This is a genomic window from Bacillus paranthracis (assembly GCF_024296885.1).
Lineage (GTDB): Bacteria > Bacillota > Bacilli > Bacillales > Bacillaceae_G > Bacillus_A > Bacillus_A paranthracis.
On sequence record NZ_CP101135.1, the window covers coordinates 90001 to 113735 of the forward strand.

24 protein-coding genes, 2 rRNA genes and 2 other annotated features (1 of these 28 running past the window's edge) are annotated in these 23735 nt (G+C 38.7%); all 26 genes read left to right on the forward strand.

Annotated features, from left to right (window positions below):
* Positions 1 to 2395: ribosomal RNA gene (locus NLJ82_RS00500) — 23S ribosomal RNA — on the forward strand (it extends 528 nt beyond the left edge of the window).
* A 50-nt stretch (positions 2396 to 2445) separates the two neighbouring features.
* Positions 2446 to 2561, forward strand: a 5S ribosomal RNA gene (rrf, locus tag NLJ82_RS00505).
* Between the two features lie 206 nt (positions 2562 to 2767).
* Complete coding sequence (gene ctsR, locus NLJ82_RS00510) at positions 2768 to 3229, forward strand: transcriptional regulator CtsR (protein WP_001244563.1); 462 nt, start codon at positions 2768 to 2770, stop codon at positions 3227 to 3229.
* A 173-nt stretch (positions 3230 to 3402) separates the two neighbouring features.
* Positions 3403 to 3951 (forward strand): protein-arginine kinase activator protein McsA, encoded by a 549-nt coding sequence (gene mcsA / locus NLJ82_RS00515; protein WP_000128382.1) that lies wholly within the window; start codon positions 3403 to 3405, stop codon positions 3949 to 3951.
* 4 nt (positions 3952 to 3955) lie between these two features.
* A complete protein-coding gene (gene mcsB, locus NLJ82_RS00520) occupies positions 3956 to 5020 on the forward strand; it encodes a protein-arginine kinase McsB (RefSeq protein ID WP_000050825.1) in 1065 nt (354 codons plus the stop codon).
* Between the two features lie 22 nt (positions 5021 to 5042).
* A complete protein-coding gene (clpC, locus tag NLJ82_RS00525; RefSeq protein WP_000971179.1) occupies positions 5043 to 7478 on the forward strand; it encodes an ATP-dependent protease ATP-binding subunit ClpC in 2436 nt (811 codons plus the stop codon).
* 96 nt (positions 7479 to 7574) lie between these two features.
* Positions 7575 to 8951, forward strand: a complete 1377-nt coding sequence (gene radA / locus NLJ82_RS00530; RefSeq protein ID WP_001085212.1) for a DNA repair protein RadA — start codon at positions 7575 to 7577, stop codon at positions 8949 to 8951.
* A gap of 3 nt (positions 8952 to 8954) precedes the next feature.
* The gene (gene disA, locus NLJ82_RS00535; protein ID WP_000392171.1) at positions 8955 to 10028 is read left to right on the forward strand and encodes a DNA integrity scanning diadenylate cyclase DisA; all 1074 of its coding nucleotides are present in this window, start codon (positions 8955 to 8957) and stop codon (positions 10026 to 10028) included.
* A 160-nt stretch (positions 10029 to 10188) separates the two neighbouring features.
* Complete coding sequence (locus tag NLJ82_RS00540; RefSeq protein WP_000919684.1) at positions 10189 to 11298, forward strand: PIN/TRAM domain-containing protein; 1110 nt, start codon at positions 10189 to 10191, stop codon at positions 11296 to 11298.
* A gap of 16 nt (positions 11299 to 11314) precedes the next feature.
* Positions 11315 to 11995, forward strand: coding sequence for a 2-C-methyl-D-erythritol 4-phosphate cytidylyltransferase (gene ispD, locus NLJ82_RS00545; RefSeq protein WP_000288304.1), 681 nt, complete (start codon positions 11315 to 11317; stop codon positions 11993 to 11995).
* Between the two features lie 115 nt (positions 11996 to 12110).
* The gene (ispF, locus tag NLJ82_RS00550) at positions 12111 to 12587 is read left to right on the forward strand and encodes a 2-C-methyl-D-erythritol 2,4-cyclodiphosphate synthase (protein ID WP_000488386.1); all 477 of its coding nucleotides are present in this window, start codon (positions 12111 to 12113) and stop codon (positions 12585 to 12587) included.
* Positions 12588 to 12676: 89 nt separating this feature from the next.
* Positions 12677 to 14134 (forward strand): glutamate--tRNA ligase, encoded by a 1458-nt coding sequence (gene gltX, locus NLJ82_RS00555; protein ID WP_000415154.1) that lies wholly within the window; start codon positions 12677 to 12679, stop codon positions 14132 to 14134.
* Between the two features lie 47 nt (positions 14135 to 14181).
* Positions 14182 to 14427, forward strand: a binding site (T-box leader).
* A gap of 138 nt (positions 14428 to 14565) precedes the next feature.
* Positions 14566 to 15231 carry a serine O-acetyltransferase gene (cysE, locus tag NLJ82_RS00560; RefSeq protein ID WP_000476500.1) on the forward strand — a complete coding sequence of 222 codons (666 nt, stop codon included), beginning with the start codon at positions 14566 to 14568 and terminating at the stop codon, positions 15229 to 15231.
* Entirely contained in the window at positions 15212 to 16609 is a 1398-nt protein-coding gene (cysS, locus tag NLJ82_RS00565; protein WP_000152259.1) for a cysteine--tRNA ligase, read from the forward strand. The genes cysE and cysS overlap by 20 nt, the downstream gene beginning before the upstream one ends.
* Before the next feature lie 2 nt (positions 16610 to 16611).
* Complete coding sequence (locus NLJ82_RS00570) at positions 16612 to 17019, forward strand: Mini-ribonuclease 3 (RefSeq protein ID WP_000564261.1); 408 nt, start codon at positions 16612 to 16614, stop codon at positions 17017 to 17019.
* Complete coding sequence (rlmB, locus tag NLJ82_RS00575; protein ID WP_000093759.1) at positions 17016 to 17759, forward strand: 23S rRNA (guanosine(2251)-2'-O)-methyltransferase RlmB; 744 nt, start codon at positions 17016 to 17018, stop codon at positions 17757 to 17759. The genes NLJ82_RS00570 and rlmB overlap by 4 nt, the downstream gene beginning before the upstream one ends.
* A gap of 3 nt (positions 17760 to 17762) precedes the next feature.
* The gene (locus tag NLJ82_RS00580) at positions 17763 to 18275 is read left to right on the forward strand and encodes an NYN domain-containing protein (protein ID WP_000997883.1); all 513 of its coding nucleotides are present in this window, start codon (positions 17763 to 17765) and stop codon (positions 18273 to 18275) included.
* Between the two features lie 67 nt (positions 18276 to 18342).
* Positions 18343 to 18999: an RNA polymerase factor sigma-70 gene (locus NLJ82_RS00585; protein ID WP_000387199.1), complete on the forward strand. Its 657-nt coding sequence runs from the start codon at positions 18343 to 18345 to the stop codon at positions 18997 to 18999.
* A 131-nt stretch (positions 19000 to 19130) separates the two neighbouring features.
* Positions 19131 to 19277, forward strand: a complete 147-nt coding sequence (gene rpmG / locus NLJ82_RS00590; protein ID WP_002070160.1) for a 50S ribosomal protein L33 — start codon at positions 19131 to 19133, stop codon at positions 19275 to 19277.
* Positions 19278 to 19309: 32 nt separating this feature from the next.
* Positions 19310 to 19489 carry a preprotein translocase subunit SecE gene (secE, locus tag NLJ82_RS00595; RefSeq protein WP_001241321.1) on the forward strand — a complete coding sequence of 60 codons (180 nt, stop codon included), beginning with the start codon at positions 19310 to 19312 and terminating at the stop codon, positions 19487 to 19489.
* A 131-nt stretch (positions 19490 to 19620) separates the two neighbouring features.
* A complete protein-coding gene (gene nusG, locus NLJ82_RS00600) occupies positions 19621 to 20154 on the forward strand; it encodes a transcription termination/antitermination protein NusG (RefSeq protein ID WP_000415794.1) in 534 nt (177 codons plus the stop codon).
* Positions 20155 to 20321: 167 nt separating this feature from the next.
* A complete protein-coding gene (gene rplK, locus NLJ82_RS00605; RefSeq protein ID WP_001085872.1) occupies positions 20322 to 20747 on the forward strand; it encodes a 50S ribosomal protein L11 in 426 nt (141 codons plus the stop codon).
* 177 nt (positions 20748 to 20924) lie between these two features.
* Positions 20925 to 21617, forward strand: coding sequence for a 50S ribosomal protein L1 (gene rplA / locus NLJ82_RS00610; RefSeq protein ID WP_002020168.1), 693 nt, complete (start codon positions 20925 to 20927; stop codon positions 21615 to 21617).
* 49 nt (positions 21618 to 21666) lie between these two features.
* Positions 21667 to 21810, forward strand: a sequence feature (ribosomal protein L10 leader region).
* 39 nt (positions 21811 to 21849) lie between these two features.
* Positions 21850 to 22350, forward strand: a complete 501-nt coding sequence (gene rplJ, locus NLJ82_RS00615; RefSeq protein WP_000048716.1) for a 50S ribosomal protein L10 — start codon at positions 21850 to 21852, stop codon at positions 22348 to 22350.
* A gap of 67 nt (positions 22351 to 22417) precedes the next feature.
* Entirely contained in the window at positions 22418 to 22777 is a 360-nt protein-coding gene (rplL, locus tag NLJ82_RS00620) for a 50S ribosomal protein L7/L12 (RefSeq protein ID WP_000159736.1), read from the forward strand.
* A 76-nt stretch (positions 22778 to 22853) separates the two neighbouring features.
* Positions 22854 to 23453 carry a class I SAM-dependent methyltransferase gene (locus tag NLJ82_RS00625; RefSeq protein ID WP_000763281.1) on the forward strand — a complete coding sequence of 200 codons (600 nt, stop codon included), beginning with the start codon at positions 22854 to 22856 and terminating at the stop codon, positions 23451 to 23453.
* Positions 23454 to 23735: the final 282 nt, after the last annotated feature.

The window sequence follows — 23735 nt, forward strand, 5'->3', positions numbered from 1 at the left end:
CACCCCGGAAGGGGAGTGAAAGAGATCCTGAAACCGTGTGCCTACAAATAGTCAGAGCCCGTTAACGGGTGATGGCGTGCCTTTTGTAGAATGAACCGGCGAGTTACGATCCCGTGCGAGGTTAAGCTGAAGAGGCGGAGCCGCAGCGAAAGCGAGTCTGAATAGGGCGTTTAGTACGTGGTCGTAGACCCGAAACCAGGTGATCTACCCATGTCCAGGGTGAAGTTCAGGTAACACTGAATGGAGGCCCGAACCCACGCACGTTGAAAAGTGCGGGGATGAGGTGTGGGTAGCGGAGAAATTCCAATCGAACCTGGAGATAGCTGGTTCTCCCCGAAATAGCTTTAGGGCTAGCCTTAAGTGTAAGAGTCTTGGAGGTAGAGCACTGATTGGACTAGGGGTCCTCATCGGATTACCGAATTCAGTCAAACTCCGAATGCCAATGACTTATCCTTAGGAGTCAGACTGCGAGTGATAAGATCCGTAGTCAAAAGGGAAACAGCCCAGACCGCCAGCTAAGGTCCCAAAGTGTGTATTAAGTGGAAAAGGATGTGGAGTTGCTTAGACAACTAGGATGTTGGCTTAGAAGCAGCCACCATTTAAAGAGTGCGTAATAGCTCACTAGTCGAGTGACTCTGCGCCGAAAATGTACCGGGGCTAAATACACCACCGAAGCTGCGGATTGATACCGAATGGTATCAGTGGTAGGGGAGCGTTCTAAGGACAGTGAAGTCAGACCGGAAGGACTGGTGGAGTGCTTAGAAGTGAGAATGCCGGTATGAGTAGCGAAAGACGGGTGAGAATCCCGTCCACCGAATGCCTAAGGTTTCCTGAGGAAGGCTCGTCCGCTCAGGGTTAGTCAGGACCTAAGCCGAGGCCGACAGGCGTAGGCGATGGACAACAGGTTGATATTCCTGTACCACCTCTTTATCGTTTGAGCAATGGAGGGACGCAGAAGGATAGAAGAAGCGTGCGATTGGTTGTGCACGTCCAAGCAGTTAGGCTGATAAGTAGGCAAATCCGCTTATCGTAAAGGCTGAGCTGTGATGGGGAAGCTCCTTATGGAGCGAAGTCTTTGATTCCCCGCTGCCAAGAAAAGCTTCTAGCGAGATAAAAGGTGCCTGTACCGCAAACCGACACAGGTAGGCGAGGAGAGAATCCTAAGGTGTGCGAGAGAACTCTGGTTAAGGAACTCGGCAAAATGACCCCGTAACTTCGGGAGAAGGGGTGCTTTCTTAACGGAAAGCCGCAGTGAATAGGCCCAAGCGACTGTTTAGCAAAAACACAGCTCTCTGCGAAGCCGTAAGGCGAAGTATAGGGGGTGACACCTGCCCGGTGCTGGAAGGTTAAGGAGAGGGGTTAGCGTAAGCGAAGCTCTGAACTGAAGCCCCAGTAAACGGCGGCCGTAACTATAACGGTCCTAAGGTAGCGAAATTCCTTGTCGGGTAAGTTCCGACCCGCACGAAAGGTGTAACGATTTGGGCACTGTCTCAACCAGAGACTCGGTGAAATTATAGTACCTGTGAAGATGCAGGTTACCCGCGACAGGACGGAAAGACCCCGTGGAGCTTTACTGTAGCCTGATATTGAATTTTGGTACAGTTTGTACAGGATAGGCGGGAGCCTTTGAAACCGGAGCGCTAGCTTCGGTGGAGGCGCTGGTGGGATACCGCCCTGACTGTATTGAAATTCTAACCTACGGGTCTTATCGACCCGGGAGACAGTGTCAGGTGGGCAGTTTGACTGGGGCGGTCGCCTCCTAAAGTGTAACGGAGGCGCCCAAAGGTTCCCTCAGAATGGTTGGAAATCATTCGTAGAGTGCAAAGGCATAAGGGAGCTTGACTGCGAGACCTACAAGTCGAGCAGGGACGAAAGTCGGGCTTAGTGATCCGGTGGTTCCGCATGGAAGGGCCATCGCTCAACGGATAAAAGCTACCCCGGGGATAACAGGCTTATCTCCCCCAAGAGTCCACATCGACGGGGAGGTTTGGCACCTCGATGTCGGCTCATCGCATCCTGGGGCTGTAGTCGGTCCCAAGGGTTGGGCTGTTCGCCCATTAAAGCGGTACGCGAGCTGGGTTCAGAACGTCGTGAGACAGTTCGGTCCCTATCCGTCGTGGGCGTAGGAAATTTGAGAGGAGCTGTCCTTAGTACGAGAGGACCGGGATGGACGCACCGCTGGTGTACCAGTTGTTCTGCCAAGGGCATAGCTGGGTAGCTATGTGCGGAAGGGATAAGTGCTGAAAGCATCTAAGCATGAAGCCCCCCTCAAGATGAGATTTCCCATAGCGTAAGCTAGTAAGATCCCTGAAAGATGATCAGGTTGATAGGTTCGAGGTGGAAGCATGGTGACATGTGGAGCTGACGAATACTAATAGATCGAGGACTTAACCATATAATATGTAGCAAATGTTATCTAGTTTTGAAGGAATATGCCTTCAATAGTTTGGTGATGATGGCAGAGAGGTCACACCCGTTCCCATACCGAACACGGAAGTTAAGCTCTCTAGCGCCGATGGTAGTTGGGACCTTGTCCCTGTGAGAGTAGGACGTCGCCAAGCAACTAAGCACGAGTCAAATGACTCGTGTTTTTTCGTGTTTTCTTTTATAATCCATAGTAATAAAAAATGTATTTAAATAATTATTATTTTGATTAAATACAGGGGAATGTGGCTAGGATAGTAAATAAGCAAAAGAGTTGCAAATTTTATTAATACGTATATAATTAAAGTCAAAGATAGTCAAAGTCAATAAAGGTGGCGGATAAATGAGAAATATATCTGATATCATTGAGCAATATCTAAAGCAAGTTATTGACTTAAGTAATAATAATGTGATTGAAATCAAGAGAAATGAGATTGCGGATCGATTCGAGTGCGTACCATCTCAAATCAATTATGTGATCAATACCCGTTTTACGTTAGAAAGAGGATTTGTAGTAGAAAGTAAACGTGGTGGAGGAGGTTACATTCGCATTATAAAAGTCAAACTGCATGACGATATAGACATTATTGATCAAATGCTTCATATGATTGATCATAGCGTTGCGCAAGGAAATGCAGAGAGTATGATTATACGTTTAATAGAAGAGGGAATCATAACGAATCGTGAAGCTAAACTTATGTTAAGCGTACTAGATCGTTCTGTATTATCAATGGATGTTCCTTCTCGAGATGAACTTAGGGCTCGAATATTATGCGCAATGTTAAGAACACTGAAATATAAATAAATACAGCTTTTGTAAAAGAATAATAACTAAAAGATAAGGCAGTTAAATATTGTAGAAGTTTTGAAAAAAGAACACGCACTTTTATGTAAACGAATAAAGGAAAGTGAACAGTCTAGTAATGTATGAAAAGTACTATGAGATAGATCGTTCCTGTTGTAAAGGTGGGGATAGTGATGACTTGTCAAAACTGTAATATAAGACCAGCAACTTTACATTATACAAAAGTAATTAACGAAAAGAAGGCGGAAGTTCATCTTTGTGAGCAATGTGCAGAACAAAGTGGCTATACGTCTTTCTTTCAATCATCGCAGTCTAACTTTTCATTCCATGATTTATTTGCTGGGTTATTACATGGTGAATCAACAATGTTTGAAGAAGAAAAAAGCGGATTTTCGAACACAAATATATTAAGATGTCCAAATTGTAAAATGACATATGAGCAACTTACAAAGGTAGGACGCTTTGGATGTGCTTCTTGTTACGATACATTTAAGGAACATTTAAAGCCGTTATTAAAACGTCTTCACGGCGGGCATACAGATCATTGTGGAAAAATTCCGAAGCGTATAGAAGGAAATATTCACTTAAAGAAAGAATTAGATGAACTAAAACTCATTCTGAAACAATACGTACAGAAAGAGGAATTTGAGAAAGCTGCTGGAGTAAGGGATAAAATTAGAAATCTTGAAACTCAGCTTAGTGAGCATAGAGAGGGGGAATAGTTCTATGTCACTGGACAAAATTATGAATGAAGCGATTAGTCCATGGATGAAGGGAGATGGCCCTGATTCTGATATTGTTTTAAGTAGTCGAATTCGTTTGGCTCGTAATTTTAAAAAATATCAATTCTCTACTATGCAAAACGAAGAAGAAGCTAAACAGATTCAAGAATTATTTAAAAAGGAATTTATAAATAAAACAGTAGAACCTTTTGGAGAGTTTGAACTATTAAAAATGAATGAATTAACGCCTCTTCAAAGGAGAGTATTAGTTGAAAAGCATTTAATTAGTCCCAACCTTGCAGGAACAGAATATGGAGCGTGTCTATTGTCAGAAAACGAACATATTAGTGTTATGCTGAATGAAGAAGACCATATTCGGATTCAGTGCTTATTTTCAGGATTGCAGTTATCAGAGGCCCTTCAAAGTGCCAATCAAATAGATAATTGGATTGAGAAAGAGGTTGAATATGCTTTTGATGAATCACTTGGATATATTACGAGCTGCCCTACTAACGTTGGTACAGGACTTAGGGCTTCCGTAATGATCCATTTACCAGGGCTCGTTTTAACGAAAAGAATTAGCCGTATTATACAAGTAATTCAAAAATTAGGGTTAGTAGTAAGAGGAATATACGGTGAAGGTAGCGAAGCGTTAGGTAATATATTTCAAGTGTCAAACCAAATGACGCTAGGAAAATCTGAAGAAGATATTATTGCAGATTTAAAGAGTGTCATTCAACAAATCATACAGCAAGAAAAGATGGCTAGAGAATTAATTGTACAAAATTCAAGTATTGAGCTTGAAGATAAAGTTTATCGCTCTTATGGCATACTAGCCAACAGTCGTTTAATTCAATCTGCGGAAGCAGCCAATTGCTTATCAGATTTACGACTTGGTATTGATTTAGGATATATAAAAGGTATATCGAGAAATATTTTGACTGAGCTAATGGTTCTTACACAACCAGGCATTTTACAACAATATGCGGGAGGACCTTTAGGGCCAGAAGAAAGAGATTATCGAAGAGCAACCTTAATCCGTGAGCGATTACGTATTGAAAAAAACTAAGCGCAAGTAGGAGGCGATTTCTATGATGTTTGGAAGATTTACAGAAAGAGCACAGAAAGTATTAGCTTTATCTCAAGAGGAAGCGATTCGTATTGGGCATAACAATATTGGAACAGAACATATTTTACTTGGGCTTGTACGCGAAGGTGAAGGAATTGCAGCAAAAGCGTTGATTGCTCTTGGATTAAGCCCGGAGAAAGTTCAAAAAGAAGTAGAAGCGTTAATTGGACGCGGAACAGAAGCTTCTCAAACCGTACATTATACACCGCGTGCTAAAAAGGTTATTGAGCTGTCTATGGATGAAGCTCGTAAATTAGGTCATTCTTACGTTGGAACAGAACATATTCTACTTGGTTTAATCCGCGAGGGTGAAGGGGTAGCAGCACGTGTTTTAAATAACTTAGGTGTTAGCTTAAATAAGGCAAGACAACAAGTATTGCAACTTCTTGGAAGTAATGAAGCAAGTTCAGGTCATCAAGGTGGTTCTTCAACAAATGCAAATACACCAACACTTGATAGCTTAGCACGTGATTTAACAGTTGTTGCACGTGAAAATCGTTTAGACCCTGTTATTGGACGTGGTAAAGAAATTCAACGTGTAATTGAAGTTTTAAGCCGTAGAACGAAAAACAATCCTGTATTAATTGGGGAGCCTGGTGTAGGTAAAACGGCAATTGCAGAAGGATTAGCACAACAAATCGTAAATAATGAAGTTCCTGAAACTTTAAGAGATAAGCGTGTTATGACACTAGATATGGGTACAGTGGTAGCCGGAACGAAATACCGTGGTGAATTTGAAGACCGTTTGAAGAAAGTAATGGATGAAATCCGCCAAGCAGGAAATATCATTCTATTTATTGATGAACTTCATACATTAATTGGTGCAGGTGGAGCAGAAGGTGCTATTGACGCATCGAACATTTTAAAACCATCTTTAGCTCGTGGGGAATTACAATGTATTGGAGCGACAACGTTAGATGAATACCGCAAATATATTGAAAAAGACGCAGCTTTAGAGAGACGTTTCCAACCAATTCACGTTGATGAGCCAAGTTTAGATGAATCAACTCAAATTTTGAAAGGTTTACGCGATCGTTATGAGGCACATCACCGCGTATCTATTACAGATGATGCAATTGATGCAGCTGTAAAGCTTTCAGATCGTTATATTACAGATCGTTTCTTACCAGATAAAGCAATTGATTTAATTGATGAAGCTGCTTCAAAGGTTCGCTTACGCTCTTATACAACACCACCAAATCTAAAAGAGCTTGAAGTGAAGCTTGAGGAAATTAGAAAAGAAAAAGATGCAGCTGTACAAAGTCAAGAGTTTGAAAAAGCTGCTTCCTTACGTGATATGGAACAACGTTTACGTGAGAAGTTAGAAGATACGAAGCGTCAATGGAAAGAGCAACAAGGAAAAGAAAACTCAGAAGTGACAGTAGAAGATATTGCAAATGTTGTTTCTACGTGGACTCGTATCCCGGTTTCTAAGCTTGCACAAACAGAGACTGATAAATTATTAAACTTAGAATCGATTCTTCACGATCGTGTTATTGGTCAAGATGAAGCGGTAGTAGCTGTAGCGAAAGCTGTTCGTCGTGCTAGAGCAGGCTTGAAAGATCCGAAACGTCCGATTGGTTCATTTATTTTCTTAGGACCAACAGGTGTAGGTAAAACGGAGCTAGCAAGAGCGTTGGCAGAATCTATGTTCGGTGATGAGGATGCAATGATTCGCATCGATATGTCTGAGTACATGGAGAAGCATTCTACTTCTCGTTTAGTTGGATCTCCTCCAGGATATGTTGGATATGAAGAAGGTGGACAATTAACAGAAAAGGTTCGCCGTAAGCCATATTCAGTTGTCTTATTAGATGAAGTAGAGAAAGCTCATCCTGATGTGTTTAACATTTTACTACAAGTATTAGAAGATGGTCGCTTAACAGATTCTAAAGGGCGTACAGTTGATTTCCGTAATACAATTGTTATTATGACATCTAACGTTGGTGCAGAAGCGTTAAAACGTAATAAACATCTTGGATTTAACGTACAAGATGAGAGCCGCGATTATTCAGATATGAAAGGTAAAGTAATGGATGAACTGAAAAAGGCATTCCGTCCAGAATTCTTAAACCGTATTGATGAAATTATCGTGTTCCATATGCTTGAGAAAAAACATATTCAAGAGATTGTAACACTTATGGTAAATCAGTTAGTAAATCGCTTAAAAGAGCAAGAAATTGAATTGCATTTAACAGAAGGAGCGATTTCGGCTATTGCTGATAAAGGGTTTGACCGAGAGTACGGTGCTCGTCCGCTTCGTAGAGCAATTCAGAAACATGTAGAAGATAGACTATCGGAAGAACTTTTAAAAGGTGCTATTGAGAAAGGACAAAAAGTTATCTTTGATGTTGAAGGAGAATCATTTGTCATTCATAGTGCTGAAAAGGTAAAATAAGTATAGACAAACTAAGAGGGCTACGAGATAGCCCTCTTTCTTGTACGATAAGGATAAATTGTTTATAGATGAAAGTGAAGTGAGATATAAAACGATATGGCTAAAAAGAAAACAAAATTCACATGTCAAGAGTGTGGGTATCAGTCACCAAAATATATGGGGAAATGCCCTGGATGTGGTCAATGGAATACGCTTGTTGAAGAGATGGAACCGGTTGTATCATCAAGGCGCCTTAATTATGCGAATGCAATTCAAACAGAAGTAACAAAACCAAGACGTCTAACAGAAGTGGAAACAAAGTCTGAGGCGCGTATTGAAACAAAATTTCAAGAATTTAACCGTGTACTTGGTGGCGGGATTGTAGATGGATCCTTAGTACTGATTGGTGGAGACCCCGGGATTGGAAAATCAACGTTACTATTACAAATATCATCACAATTAGCGGATTCTTCATATGATGTCCTATATATATCGGGTGAAGAATCAGCAAAACAGATTAAACTGCGTGCGGATCGTTTACATGTAAATGGTAGTAATCTATTTGTTGTATCAGAGACGGACTTACAGCGAATTGCAACACATATTGAAGAGGTGAACCCAGCCTTTGTTGTTATTGATTCTATTCAAACAATACATCTACCTGAAGTAACATCAGCACCGGGAAGTGTGGCACAAGTTCGTGAATGTACAGCGGAATTAATGAAACTTGCAAAAACGAAAGGAATCCCTATTTTTATCGTTGGACATGTGACAAAAGAGGGAGCAATTGCAGGACCTCGTATGTTAGAACATATGGTCGATGCAGTTCTTTACTTTGAAGGAGACCGTCATCATACATACCGCATTTTGCGAGCAGTAAAGAATCGTTTTGGTTCTACGAATGAAATGGGTATTTTTGAAATGAAAGAGCTTGGCCTTGCAGAAGTATTAAACCCTTCTGAAATTTTTCTTGAGGAAAGACCAGTTGGGGTTGCAGGATCAACAGTGGTTGCCTCAATGGAAGGAACAAGACCAGTTTTAGTAGAAATACAAGCATTAATTTCCCCTACTAGTTTTGGAAACCCTCGAAGAATGGCAACGGGAATTGATCATAACCGTGTATCGCTTATTATGGCAGTGCTAGAAAAAAGAACAGGCTTATTATTGCAAAATCAGGATGCATATTTAAAAGTAGCAGGTGGTTTGAAGTTAGATGAACCAGCAATTGATTTAGCTGTCGCTTTAAGTATAGCTTCAAGTTTTAGAGATAAATCTACGGCACCAACCGATGCAGTAATAGGAGAAGTAGGATTAACTGGAGAAATAAGAAGAGTATCAAGAATTGAACAACGTGTACAAGAAGCAGCTAAATTAGGATTTCAACGCGCTATTATTCCTAGAAAAAATTTGGGAGGATGGACAATTCCAGATGGGATTGAGGTAGTTGGTGTATCTAATTTAGGAGAAGCACTTCGTTTGACATTAGGAGGCTAGGCTATGGAAGAAAACAAGCAACGTGTCAAAAGTATGATTAATATTTTACAACTTGTGGCCCCGGGAACACCACTGCGCGAAGGGATAGATAATGTACTTCGCGCACAAACAGGGGGATTAATTGTTCTTGGATATAATGAGCAGATTAAAAGTATTGTTGATGGAGGTTTTCATATTAATTGTGCATTCTCTCCAGCTAGTTTATATGAATTAGCAAAAATGGATGGGGCACTTATTTTAAATGAAACGGGAAGTAAAATTTTGATTTCGAACGCACAGTTAGTTCCAGAGTCATCTATTGACTCTATTGAGACAGGTATGCGCCACCGAACGGCGGAGCGTGTAGCAAAGCAGACAGGCAGCCTTGTTGTGGCTATTTCACAAAGACGTAACGTAATTACGCTATATCAAGGGAATTTACGTTATACACTAAAAGATATAGGCGTTATTTTAACAAAGGCGAATCAAGCTATCCAAACGTTAGAAAAATATAAGGCTGTATGGAATGATGGGATTACGAATTTGGGCATTCTAGAATTTGAAGAGGTTGTTACAATGTCCGAGGTAGTCCATGTTTTACATAGTGTTGAAATGGTACTACGTATTAAAAATGAAATATTGAGCTATATTCATGAATTGGGAACAGAAGGTAGGTTAATTCGTTTACAACTTACGGAACTATTAGCCGACTTAGAAGCAGAGGCAGCGCTATTAATTAAAGATTACTATCAAGAAAAAACACAAGACCATCATCAAATTTTGAAAAAGTTACAAGAACTTGCGAATACACAACTTCTAGAGGACAGTGATTTAGTTAAATTGCTTGGATACCCAGGACAAACGAGTTTAGAAGAAAGTGTGACGCCGAGAGGATACCGAATCACAAGCAAAATTTCGCGTGTTCCACCACTTATCATTGAAAATTTAATTAATCGATTTAAAACTTTGCAAGGTGTTTGTCGTGCAACTATTAATGAATTAGATGATGTGGAAGGAATTGGAGAAGTCAGGGCGAAGAAAATACGAGAAGGCCTAAAAAGAATTCAAGAGCATCTCTATATGAGTAGACACAATTAAGAATATTACATTGATTCCATAATATAACGACACTAGAACATTTTTGGTATATGATATGATATATTGGTAAATAAAACTATTTATAAAAAAACACGTCCGCTTTTGCATTCGGCGTTTTGATTAGCGAAACAATGGTTAATAATGAGTAGGAGGTGGTTGGATGTTAAAACGGATTGTACAGCTCTTCTTTTTAGTAATCGGGGGAGCGTTAGGGATTTACTTAATCCCAAAAGTTATTAATGTATTAGACATCGGTGCCGTTCCTTTATTGGAAGGATCGTATGTTCGTGCAATTATTGGTGCAATTATTTTATTTTTAACAACATTTTGGCTTGTAGATTATATTGTTCAACTTATTAAGCATATTGAAGAGGCTCTTGTAAAAGCGCCTGTAGCAGATGTTTTGTTTGGTACATTAGGTTTAATCTCTGGGCTTATTGTTGCGTATTTAATTTTAATACCAATTCGTGAATTTACAATTCCAGTTATTAGTACAGTGTTGCAAGTGTTCTTTACTCTTTTACTAGGATATTTAGGATTCCAAGTAGGGTTTAAAAAGAGGAATGAATTGCTAGGATTATTTACATTACCACAACGTGGGAAGAAGAAAAATAATAATAGTGAGAATGAAGAACCAGAAAATGAGGTAGAAGAATCTTTAGCGCATTGGAAAATTCTCGATACAAGTGTAATTATCGATGGACGTATTGCTGATATTTGCCAAACAAAGTTTTTAGAAGGAACAATTGTCATTCCGCAATTCGTGTTAGAAGAACTTCAGCACATTGCCGATTCTTCTGATGCTTTAAAACGTAATCGTGGTCGCAGAGGATTAGATATTTTAAATCGTATTCAAAAAGAGATGCCGATCCCGGTAGAAATTTATGAAGGCGATTTCGATGATATTCAGGAAGTGGATAGCAAACTTGTAAAGTTGGCGAAAATCACTGGCGGAACGGTAGTAACGAATGACTTCAACTTAAACAAAGTCTCTGAATTACAAGGGGTAACGGTGTTAAACATTAATGATTTAGCTAATGCAATTAAACCTGTTGTACTCCCAGGTGAAGAATTAAGTGTTTATGTTGTAAAAGATGGAAAAGAACAAAATCAAGGTGTAGCATATTTAGATGACGGCACGATGATTGTAGTAGAAGATGGTAGAGAATATGTAGGCTCACAACTCGATGTACTCGTTACGAGTGTGTTACAAACGTCGGCTGGGCGCATGATTTTTGCCAAACGTAAATTATTAGAAAAAGCATTATAAGTAGAGGATTATTAATATGTATACATTAATTATTCCAGCAGCTGGTCAAGGAAAGCGGATGGGTGCTGGCAAAAATAAGTTGTTCTTACTTATTAATGAAGTACCGATTATTGTGCATACGTTACGTGCTTTCGAACAGGATAAAGCATGTAAAAATATTATTATGGCAATTAACGAAGAAGAGCGTCCGTATTTTGAAGAGTTAATGCAAAAGTATCCGGTTGCAAAGCCAGTACAATTTATTCAAGGTGGAGCTGAAAGACAAGATAGTGTATATAATGCGATTCAGCATACGAGTGATGTTGAGTATGTTCTTGTACATGACGGTGCGCGCCCGTTCGTAACGAATAAAGTGATCCAAGACGTATTAACTGCAGCAGAAAAATATGGAGCTTCCATTTGTGCGGTGCCAGTGAAAGATACTGTTAAGAAAGTAGAGCAGGGTGTTGTTGTCGAAACGGTAGAAAGATCTCAACTTAAAGCTGTTCAAACACCGCAAGGGTTCTCTGTTTCTCTTTTGTTAGAAGCTCATAGAAGTGCGAAGCAGAGTTGTTTCCTTGGTACAGATGATGCAAGTCTCGTAGAACGTATCGGGAAGCAAGTAGGTGTAGTAGAGGGGAGTTACTATAATATTAAAGTGACGACCCCAGAGGATTTACTAATTGCTGAAAGTTTTCTTCACGTTCAAAAGAAATGATAGCAATGATTATAGCGAAGAGAAGCTCGGCAAAGGCCGGGCTTTTCTTTATAAGGATAGCGATATAATATAGAATCATAAAGCTCAGTAGTTTAGCTCGAGGAGGATGTAAAAAATGTTTCGAATTGGACAAGGTTTTGATGTGCATGAATTCGCGGAAGGTAGACCGTTAATTATTGGCGGAATTACAATTCCACATGAGAAAGGATTAATCGGTCACTCTGATGCAGATGTATTGTTACATACAATCGCGGATGCGTGTTTAGGTGCAATTGCAGCAGGAGATATTGGGAAACATTTTCCTGATACAGACCCTGCCTTTAAAGATGCTGATTCAGCTGTATTATTGCAAAAGGTTTGGGAGTTTGTGCGTGAACAAGGTTATGAATTAGGGAATTTAGATTGTACAATTATTGCTCAAAAGCCAAAAATGGCACCACATATTGAAAGTATGCGCAAACGCATTAGTGAGCTATTAGAAACGTCTATCGATAATATCAATGTAAAGGCAACAACAACAGAAAAATTAGGATTTACAGGTAGAGAAGAAGGAATTGCTTCTCAAGCAGTTGTTTTATTACAGAAAAAATAATGGTTTTTAATTCGTAAGATGGATAATCACATTTTTTTGGTGTACAATTATAGAATGTGTTGACATTAAGAATGGAAGGTGTACCAATTATGGAAAAGCAAGTGAGAGTGCGCTATGCGCCAAGTCCAACAGGACACTTACATATCGGAAATGCGCGTACGGCATTATTTAATTATTTATTTGCTCGTCATCAAGATGGTAAGTTTATTATTCGTATTGAAGATACTGATGTAAAACGTAATGTTGCTGGTGGAGAAGAAAGCCAATTAAAATACTTGAAATGGCTCGGTATGGACTGGGATGAAGGTGTTGATGTTGGTGGTGAATTTGGACCATATCGTCAAACAGAGCGTTTAGATATTTATAAAAAGTTATATGAAGATTTATTAGAGCGTGGTTTAGCTTACAAATGTTATATGACAGAAGAAGAGCTAGAAGCAGAACGCGAAGGGCAAATTGCTCGTGGTGAAACACCTCGTTACGCAGGTAACCACCGTGATTTAACTGAAGCGCAAGTGAAAGAATTTGAAGCTGAGGGACGTATTCCAAGTATTCGTTTCCGCGTACCAGCTGACCGTGATTACACATTTAAAGATATTGTAAAAGATGAAGTTGCATTCCACTCAAATGATTTCGGTGATTTCGTTATCGTGAAAAAAGATGGAATTCCAACTTATAACTTTGCAGTAGCAGTAGATGATCACTTAATGGAAATTACACACGTACTTCGTGGTGATGACCATATTTCAAACACGCCAAAACAAATGATGATTTATGAAGCTTTCGGTTGGGATATTCCGCAATTCGGTCATATGACTTTAATTGTAAATGAAAGCCGTAAAAAATTAAGTAAGCGTGATGAATCTATTATTCAATTTATTGAGCAATATAAAGAGCTTGGATATCTTCCAGAAGCAATCTTTAACTTTATTGCACTACTAGGTTGGTCGCCAGTAGGAGAAGAAGAAATCTTCTCTCAAGAAGAGTTTATCAAAATGTTTGATGCAGCTCGTTTATCAAAATCACCTGCATTATTTGATTCTCAAAAACTAAAATGGATGAACAACCAATATATGAAAAAGCAAGATTTAGATACGGTGGTAGAATTAAGCTTACCGCATTTAGTGAAGGCTGGACGTATAGGTGAAACTTTAAGTGAACAAGAACAAGCTTGGATTCGTGATGTAATTGCGTTATATCATGAACAAATGAGCTTTGGAGCTGAAATTGTAGAGCTTTCTGAAATGTTCTTCAAAGATCATGTTGATTATGAAGAAGAAGGACAAGAAGTATTAAAAGGTGAACAAGTACCAGAAGTACTTCGTGCATTTGCTGGTCAAGTAGAAGCACTAGAAGCTATGGAACCGGCAGCAATTAAGGCGGCTATTAAAGCAGTTCAAAAGGAAACAGGTCATAAAGGTAAAAACTTATTTATGCCAATCCGTGTTGCAACTACTGGTCAAACACACGGTCCAGAGCTTCCTAATGCTATTGCACTTCTTGGAAAAGAAAAAGTTTTAAATCGTCTTCAAAAAGTAATTGGTTAACATTTTCTAGGTTTAGAAATATAATAAGTATACTTAAAACCTAATAAGGAAAAGCGACGAGAAGGAGAAGTAGAAAATCAGGCTTTTTACAGAGAGAACCACCTTAGGCTGGAAGTGGTTTATAAGCGGATTTTTGAAATGCCCCTTCGAGTCTTCTGCTGAACAGCAAATTGTTTTGCGAAACGTCTTAGGACGTAAAGTAAGCAGAAGCGGTGTACACCGTTATCAGAGATGAGTTTGAGGCTTTTTTTAGCCTAAACAGAGTGGAACCGCGCTTATAAGGCGTCTCTGTCAATATGACAGAGACGTCTTTTTTTATACCGTAAAATTGGGTATGAGTATAAGTTTTATCCACGTGTATAAAGATTTAGGGGGATAAGTAGGGAGTTAGTTCACTCGAAAAAGCAGCCCATAAAGGGGAGGGAACGTCGATGTTTAAGAGGCTTCGGGAAGATATTGAAGTCGTTTTTGAACAGGATCCAGCGGCAAGAAGTTATTTCGAAGTCATTTTGACTTACTCTGGATTACATGCAGTTTGGGCCCATCGAATTGCACATGCTTTTTATAAAAAGAATTTCTTCTTTATTGCACGTTGGATCTCACAAGTTAGTCGTTTCTTTACTGGCATTGAGATTCATCCAGGAGCAACAATTGGTCGTCGTTTTTTCATTGACCATGGAATGGGGGTTGTAATTGGAGAAACGTGCGAAATTGGTGATAATGTAACAATCTATCAAGGAGTTACATTAGGTGGTACGGGTAAAGAAAAGGGAAAGAGGCACCCTACAATTCAGGATAATGTATTAATTGCAACAGGTGCTAAAGTACTGGGTTCGATTACAGTTGGAGAGAATTCTAAAATTGGAGCAGGTTCTGTCGTATTAAAAGAAGTCCCTGCACATTCTACAGTTGTAGGTATACCTGGCCGAGTCGTTATTCAAAATGGCGTAAAGATTGGTCAAGAATTGAATCATTCCGATCTTCCAGACCCAATTTTTGATAAATTAAAGGTCATGGAAGTAGAACTTGATAAATTGAAAAAACAACTTGAAGTAAAGGTAGAAAGGAAGGATAAAAATGACTATTCACATTTATAATACGTTAACACGTCAAAAGGAAGAGTTTATTCCATTAGAAGAAAATAAGGTAAAGATGTATGTATGCGGACCTACAGTTTATAACTATATTCACATCGGGAACGCAAGACCACCTATGGTATTTGATACAGTGCGCCGTTATTTAGAATATAAAGGATACGATGTGCAGTATGTATCTAACTTTACTGACGTAGATGATAAATTAATTAAAGCGGCAAATGAGTTAGGCGAAGATGTGCCGACAATTGCGGACCGTTTCGTGGAAGCGTACTTTGAAGATGTAACGGCACTAGGTTGCAAACATGCAACAGTTCATCCGCGTGTAACAGAAAATATGGACATCATTATTGAATTTATTCAAGAACTTGTGAATAAAGGATATGCATATGAATCAGAAGGGGATGTGTACTTTAGAACGAAGGAATTCGAAGGGTACGGTAAGTTATCACATCAACCGATCGCGGACTTACGTCACGGTGCGCGTATTGAAGTAGGAGAAAAGAAACAAGACCCTCTTGATTTTGCACTATGGAAAGCTGCGAAAGAAGGAGAAATCTTCTGGGAAAGCCCTTGGGGTCAAGGTCGCCCAGGCTGGCATATCGAGTGCTCGGCAATGGCGCGTAAATACTTAGGGGATACAATTGATATTCACGCTGGTGGTCAAGACTTGGCATTTCCTCATCACGAGAATGAAATCGCGCAGTCTGAGGCGTTAACAGGAAAAACATTTGCACGTTATTGGATGCACAATGGATATATTAATATTAATAATGAGAAAATGTCTAAGTCACTTGGGAACTTCATTTTAGTTCACGATATCATTAAGCAATATGATCCGCAGTTAATTAGATTCTTTATGCTATCAGTACATTACCGTCATCCAATTAATTTCAGTGAAGAGTTATTACGAAGCACAAATAACGGACTGGAAAGAATTAAAACAGCTTACGGTAATTTAAAACACCGTATGGAAAGTAGTACGGATTTAACAGATCATGATGAGAAGTGGTTAGCTGACCTGAAAAAATTCCAAACTGCATTTGAAGAAGCGATGAATGATGACTTCAATACTGCCAATGCAATCACTGAGTTATATAATGTAGCAAATCATGCAAATCAATATTTACTGGAAGAACATACGTCTACAGTGGTAATTCAAGCATACGTAAAACAACTTGAAACATTATTTGATATTCTAGGGTTAGAATTAGCGCAAGAAGAGTTACTAGATGAAGAAATTGAAGCGCTTATTCAAAAACGTATTGAAGCTCGTAAAAATCGTGATTTTGCATTATCAGATCAAATTCGCGATGATTTAAAAGATCGTAATATTATTTTAGAAGATACCGCTCAAGGTACAAGATGGAAAAGAGGATAAGAATGATTGATGCAAAGCAATTAAACAGCTTAGCGTTAGCATATATGGGTGATGCGGTATATGAACAATATATCCGCTATCACCTACTTCAAAAAGGGAAGGTTCGTCCTAATCAGTTGCATCGATTAGGGACAAGCTTTGTTTCGGCAAAAGCACAGGCGAAAGTTGTTTATCATTTATTAGAGACAGCATTTTTAACTGAGGAAGAAGAGGCAGTACTAAGAAGAGGGCGTAATGCAAATTCAGGTACTGTTCCGAAAAATACAGATGTACAAACATATCGACATAGTACAGCCTTTGAAGCGTTAATTGGCTATCATCACTTATTAAATAATCGTGAAAGATTAGACGAAATTGTATATAAGGCAATTGCTGTTCTAGAAGAAAAGGAAGGGGGCACATCATCATGAGTAGTGAATATATTATCGGACGTAACCCTGTAATTGAAGCGTTACGATCAGGGAGAGATATTAATAAAATTTGGATCGCAGAAGGTGCTGCCAAAGGACAAGTACAAATTGTACTAGCACTAGCGAAAGAAAATAAAATTATTTTGCAACATGCACCAAAAAAGAAGTTAGATCAATTAGTTGAGGGGAACCATCAAGGTGTAATTGCTCAAGTGGCCGCATATCAATATGCTGAGCTAGAAGATCTATTCAAAGTAGCAGAGAAGCGTAACGAAGATCCGTTCTTCTTAATTTTAGATGAAATTGAAGACCCGCATAACCTCGGTTCTATTATGCGTACTGCGGATGCGACAGGAGCTCATGGAATTATAATTCCGAAAAGAAGAGCTGTGGGACTTACTGCATCAGTTGCGAAAGCATCTACTGGGGCAATTGAATATATTCCTGTTGCACGTGTAACGAATTTATCTCGTACAATCGATGAATTAAAAGAACGTGGACTTTGGATTGCTGGTACAGATGCAAAAGGGAAAACGGATTATCGTAATTTAGATGGTAAAATGCCAATTGGATTAGTAATTGGAAGTGAAGGAAAAGGTATGAGTCGTATTATTGGTGAAAAATGTGATTTCTTAATTACTTTACCGATGGTTGGTAAAGTTACATCCTTAAATGCTTCAGTGGCCGCGAGTTTGTTAATGTATGAGGTATATCGTAAACGTAACGAAATTGGTAAATAAAAAATGAACGATATTTTAATCGTTGACGGTTACAACATTATTGGAGCTTGGGGAGACTTGAAAAAACTACGGGATGTAGATTTGCAATCATCAAGAGATGCACTGATTGATAAGATGGCGGATTACCAAGGTTACACAGGTACAAAGGTAATGATCGTTTTTGATGCTTATACAGTCCACGGTATTGAAAAAAAGATGAAACAATCACGTGTGGAAGTTATATTCACGAGGAAGAATCAAACTGCAGATGAAAAGATAGAGCAACTTGCAATTGAGCTTAGAAATATAAATACGCAAATATATGTTGCGACTTCTGATTATACGGAACAATGGGTTATATTTGCTCAAGGTGCGCTCCGGAAATCTGCGCGGGAATTAGAGTTGGAAGTACAAGCGATGGAGCAACAAGTAAGAAGGCGTACACAAGACACAAAAGAAAAGCAACCTGCTATGCGAAAGATATTTAGTAAAGATATTACAGAAAAGTTAGAAAAATTAAGAAGAGGAGAGCGTTGAAGCATTGACGCTCTTTGTCTTTTTACTGTATAATATTTCTAAATAAATAGCGGTCGGAGGGATCAAGGTGGAAGCAGGCTTCGTAAGTGTAGGCGACGTTACATTTCGTGATTTAGAAGATGAGGCAATCGTTGAGTTAGTTCGAAAAGGTAATACTGACGCTCTAGAATATTTGATTCACAAATATAAGAACTTTGTTCGCGCGAAATCGAGATCTTATTTCTTAGTGGGTGCCGATCGAGAAGATATTGTTCAAGAAGGTATGATTGGATTGTTTAAAGCGATTCGTGATTATAAAGAGGACAAGCTGTCTTCATTCAAAGCATTTGCTGAACTGTGTATCACTCGACAAATTATTACCGCTATTAAAACAGCAACCAGGCAAAAACATATTCCGTTAAATTCATATGTGTCTTTAGATAAACCGATTTATGACGAGGAATCTGATCGGACATTATTAGATGTTATTTCGGAAGCGAAGGTAACTGATCCTGAAGAAATGATTATAAGTCAGGAAGAATATACCGACATAGAATCTAAAATATCTGAATTATTAAGCGATTTAGAAAGAAAAGTGCTTTCTTTATATCTAGACGGTCGTTCTTATCAAGAGATTTCGGAACAGTTAAATAGACATGTGAAATCTATTGATAACGCTTTACAGAGAGTGAAGCGGAAATTGGAACGGTATATGGAAATGAGAGAGAGTACCACTTCAAATTAATAACAAGAGCTACAGGTGTAAAAAATCACCTGTTTTCTTTTTGTAGCGAGTACAAAAGGCATGTCATTGACATTGTCTTTTATTGTATGATACATTTTTAGGGACATAATGTTACAAGGTTGGTGTAACTAATGAGGAAAAAAGTTGTACTCTCATGTGAAGAGTGTAAAAATCGAAACTACTCTACGATGAAAGATACGAGCTCAGTAGAGCGACTTGAAATAAAGAAATTTTGTAAAACATGCAATCAGCATACAGTTCACAAGGAAACAAAATAAATAATTGAAATAATACACTGGAGGTCCCGTAGATGCGTTTAACGAACTTTTTCGGCGATGTAGGTCGCGAAATGAAAAAAGTAAGTTGGCCTAAAAAAGATGAATTACTCCGTTCAACAGCGACTGTTATCGCTACAGTTGTCTTCTTTGCGATTTTCTTCGCAGTAGTTGATATGGGCATTTCTTCTTTAATTCGGTTAATTCTTGGTTAATTCTTGAATAAGAAGCACTTATCCATGATATAATGTTATTTATAAGAACTGTGTAAAAGCCCGGTGAACGGGTTTTTTCATTTGCGCAAAAAAATGTACGTCAGGGAGGGAAGGACGCTCGTCCTAAATGAATGGAAAAAAGTTGGTATGTTGTCCATACTTATTCTGGATATGAAAATAAAGTAAAAGCAAACCTAGAGAAACGTGTAGAATCAATGGGTATGCAAGATAAAATTTTCCGTGTTGTTGTCCCGGAAGAAGTAGAAGTAGAAATGAAAAATGGTAAAGAAAAATTAATGAAAAGAAAAGTGTTCCCAGGTTATGTATTAGTAGAATTAATCATGACTGATGACTCTTGGTATGTTGTACGTAACACGCCAGGTGTAACTGGGTTCGTTGGTTCTTCTGGTTCTGGATCTAAACCATCACCTCTATTAGAAGAGGAAGTTGTTACCATTATGAAACATATGGGAATGGACAACGAAGTGGTTGATTTCGACTTTGAACTTCATGAGACAGTACGTGTAAATGAGGGACCATTCGCAGATTATACAGGTGCTATCGAAGAAATTGATGTGGAGAAGAAGAAGGTTAGCGTGCTTGTGGACATGTTTGGTCGCGAGACTCCAGTTGAACTTGACTTCCATCAAATTGAAAAATTATAAAATGAAACTTGAAATGAATTGTAAAAAGTGATAATATCTTTTAAGTCAGTACGTCTTCGTTATCGGAGACGTTTTTTGAAAGATTTTATCCTTAGAGATAAAATATGACGTGGGAGGGCAAATCACTGTCCAATTGACCACATCACGGACTTAAGGAGGTGTGTCTCGTGGCTAAAAAGGTAATTAAAATGGTAAAGCTTCAAATTCCTGCAGGTAAAGCTAACCCAGCTCCACCAGTTGGTCCAGCATTAGGACAAGCAGGTGTTAACATCATGGGCTTCTGTAAAGAGTTTAACGCTCGTACAGCAGATCAAGCTGGTCTTATCATCCCTGTTGAAATTACGGTATTTGAGGACCGTTCATTCACTTTCATTACTAAAACTCCTCCTGCTGCTGTTCTTCTTAAGAAAGTAGCTGGTATTGAGTCTGGTTCTGGTGAACCAAACCGTAATAAAGTGGCAACTGTTAAGCGTGATAAAGTACGCGAAATCGCTGAAACTAAAATGCCTGACCTAAACGCTGCTAGCGTAGAAGCTGCAATGCGTATGGTTGAAGGTACTGCACGCAGTATGGGCATCGTTATCGAAGACTAATTCGATTTGTTTTTTAAAAAAGGTTGCGGGTCTGGAATTCCAATTCGCAACCTTTATTATCGTAAATGATTATCGTTTTTAAATAAATGGGTGGCGCGCATCCTCAGGTTATACCTGAAAATAAGCGTAAACGTGGGAGGTTATTCCGCTAAAACCACATTCGAGGAGGAAATAAAAATGGCTAAAAGAGGTAAAAAGTACGTAGAAGCTGCAAAGCTTGTTGATCGTGCAGCTGCTTACTCTGCAACAGAAGCAGTAGAATTAGTAAAGAAAACAAACACAGCTAAATTTGATGCAACTGTAGAAGCTGCATTCCGTTTAGGTGTTGACCCTAAGAAAGCTGACCAACAAATCCGTGGTGCAGTTGTTCTTCCACACGGTACTGGTAAAGTACAACGTGTATTAGTGTTCGCTAAAGGTGAAAAAGCTAAAGAAGCTGAAGCTGCTGGAGCTGACTTCGTAGGCGATGCTGATTACATCGGTAAAATCCAACAAGGTTGGTTCGATTTCGATGTAGTAGTAGCAACTCCTGACATGATGGGTGAAGTTGGTAAACTTGGTCGCGTATTAGGACCTAAAGGTTTAATGCCAAACCCTAAAACTGGAACAGTTACTTTCGATGTAACTAAAGCTGTTAACGAAATCAAAGCTGGTAAAGTTGAATACCGCGTTGATAAAGCTGGTAACATCCACGTTCCAATCGGTAAAGTATCTTTCGAAGATGCTAAATTAGTAGAAAACTTCAGAACAATCGCTGACACTTTACAAAAAGTTAAGCCAGCTGCTGCAAAAGGTACTTACATGAAGAACGTAACAGTTGCTTCTACAATGGGACCTGGCGTACGTGTAGACGTTTCTACATTAGCGTAAATTTTGGAAGTTGACTTCATAAAGAAGTTTTAATATAATCATTTATGTTGTGAATTTAATTAGTGTACCGTAGACAGTAGGTGTCAATAGACTTAATTTCCTACCTAGGTGTTAATATACGAAGCGGAATTTTTTTCTGTGACTATATGCCTCCATGTCTACAAGTTGGGCATGGAGGTTTTTAGTGCACTTTCGGTACATCTTCTATATAATCTACAGGAGGTGTAATAACATGAGCAAAGTAATCGAAACTAAACAACAAGTTGTAACTGAAATCGCGGACAAACTTCGCGCTAGTAAATCTACAATCGTTGTTGACTACCGTGGTTTAACAGTTTCTGAAGCAACAGAATTACGTAAGCAATTACGTGAAGCTGGCGTTGAGTTCAAAGTTTACAAAAACTCTCTAACTCGTCGTGCTGCAGAATCTGCTGAAATGGCTGAGTTAAATGAATTCTTAACAGGACCAAACGCAATCGCGTTCAGTAACGAGGATGTAGTTGCTCCTGCGAAAGTATTAAACGACTTCGCTAAAGATCATGAAGCTTTAGAAATTAAAGCAGGCGTAATCGAAGGTAAACTTGTAACACTTGATGAGGTTAAAGCTATCGCTACTCTTCCATCACGTGAAGGCTTACTTTCTATGCTTCTTAGCGTTCTTCAAGCTCCAATCCGTAACCTTGCACTTGCTACTAAAGCAGTTGCAGACCAAAAGGAAGAGCAAGGCGCTTAATTTTTTAAAAGATAATTACGTATTATCGATAAAACAATACAAACCTATTTAAGGGAGGATATTTACAATGACTAAAGAACAAATCATTGAAGCAGTTAAATCTATGACTGTATTAGAACTTAACGACTTAGTAAAAGCTATCGAGGAAGAATTCGGCGTAACTGCTGCTGCTCCTGTAGCTGTTGCTGGTGGCGCTGGAGAAGCTGCTGCTGAGAAAACTGAATTTGATGTGGAACTAACTAGCGCTGGTGCACAAAAAATCAAAGTTATCAAAGTTGTTCGTGAAATCACTGGTCTTGGCTTAAAAGAAGCTAAAGAATTAGTTGACAACACTCCAAAAGTAATCAAAGAAGCTGCTGCTAAAGAAGAAGCTGAAGAAATCAAAGCTAAACTTGAAGAAGTTGGCGCTGCTGTAGAAGTTAAGTAATTAACTTTTGATGCTTTAAAAAAAGCTCGCTCTCATGCGAGCTTTTTTTTTAACTGTAAAGAAAAGAGGTGGCCATATGGCAGACCATTATTTTTCTAACGACCCTTCTAGTAAAAGTGATCGTAAGCGATGGGAATTTACGCTTCGTGGATCTCAATTTACTTTCTTATCTGACCGTGGGGTGTTCTCGAAAAACGAAGTGGACTTTGGTTCTCGTCTTTTAATTGAAGCGTTTCAAGTGCCAGATATTAAAGGTGACATATTAGACGTAGGTTGTGGATATGGACCAATTGGTTTATCGTTGGCGAAAGAGTTTCAAGACCGTAAAGTTCACATGGTGGATGTGAATGAAAGGGCACTTGAGCTTGCGAAAGAAAATGCCGCTAACAATAGAATTGGAAATGTGCACATTTTTCAAAGTAGCGTCTATGAAAATGTAGATGGTATGTATGCTGCTATTCTATCTAATCCTCCAATTCGTGCAGGTAAAGATATCGTGCATGAGATTTTAGAAAAAGCTATAGAACATTTAGTTCCAGGTGGGGAGTTGTGGATTGTTATTCAAAAGAAACAAGGTGCACCATCTGCGCTGAAGAAACTAGAAGAAGTATTTTCTGAAGTCGAAGTTGTAGAAAAGAAAAAAGGATATTATATCATAAAATCAAAAAAACGTTGACGGTTATTTTTGGCTATGTTAACATTATACAATGCCAATATATGATTTTCTGCGTTGAGAAAGATGTATATTTTTGTTTCTCTTGGAAAAGATAGTAAAATCAGCAGATTATGAAACAGAATGATGGTTTTCTTATAGAAGCCATTTTTCTTTTTTGAACAGGTAGAAAGACTCAACGTATTTATCTTTAAGAGAAAAAGACTACGCTAAATAGCAGTAGTTGTATTTATTTGTGATTTTGCACAAATTTTTTTGTGCATTTATAATACTCATGATTTGAGG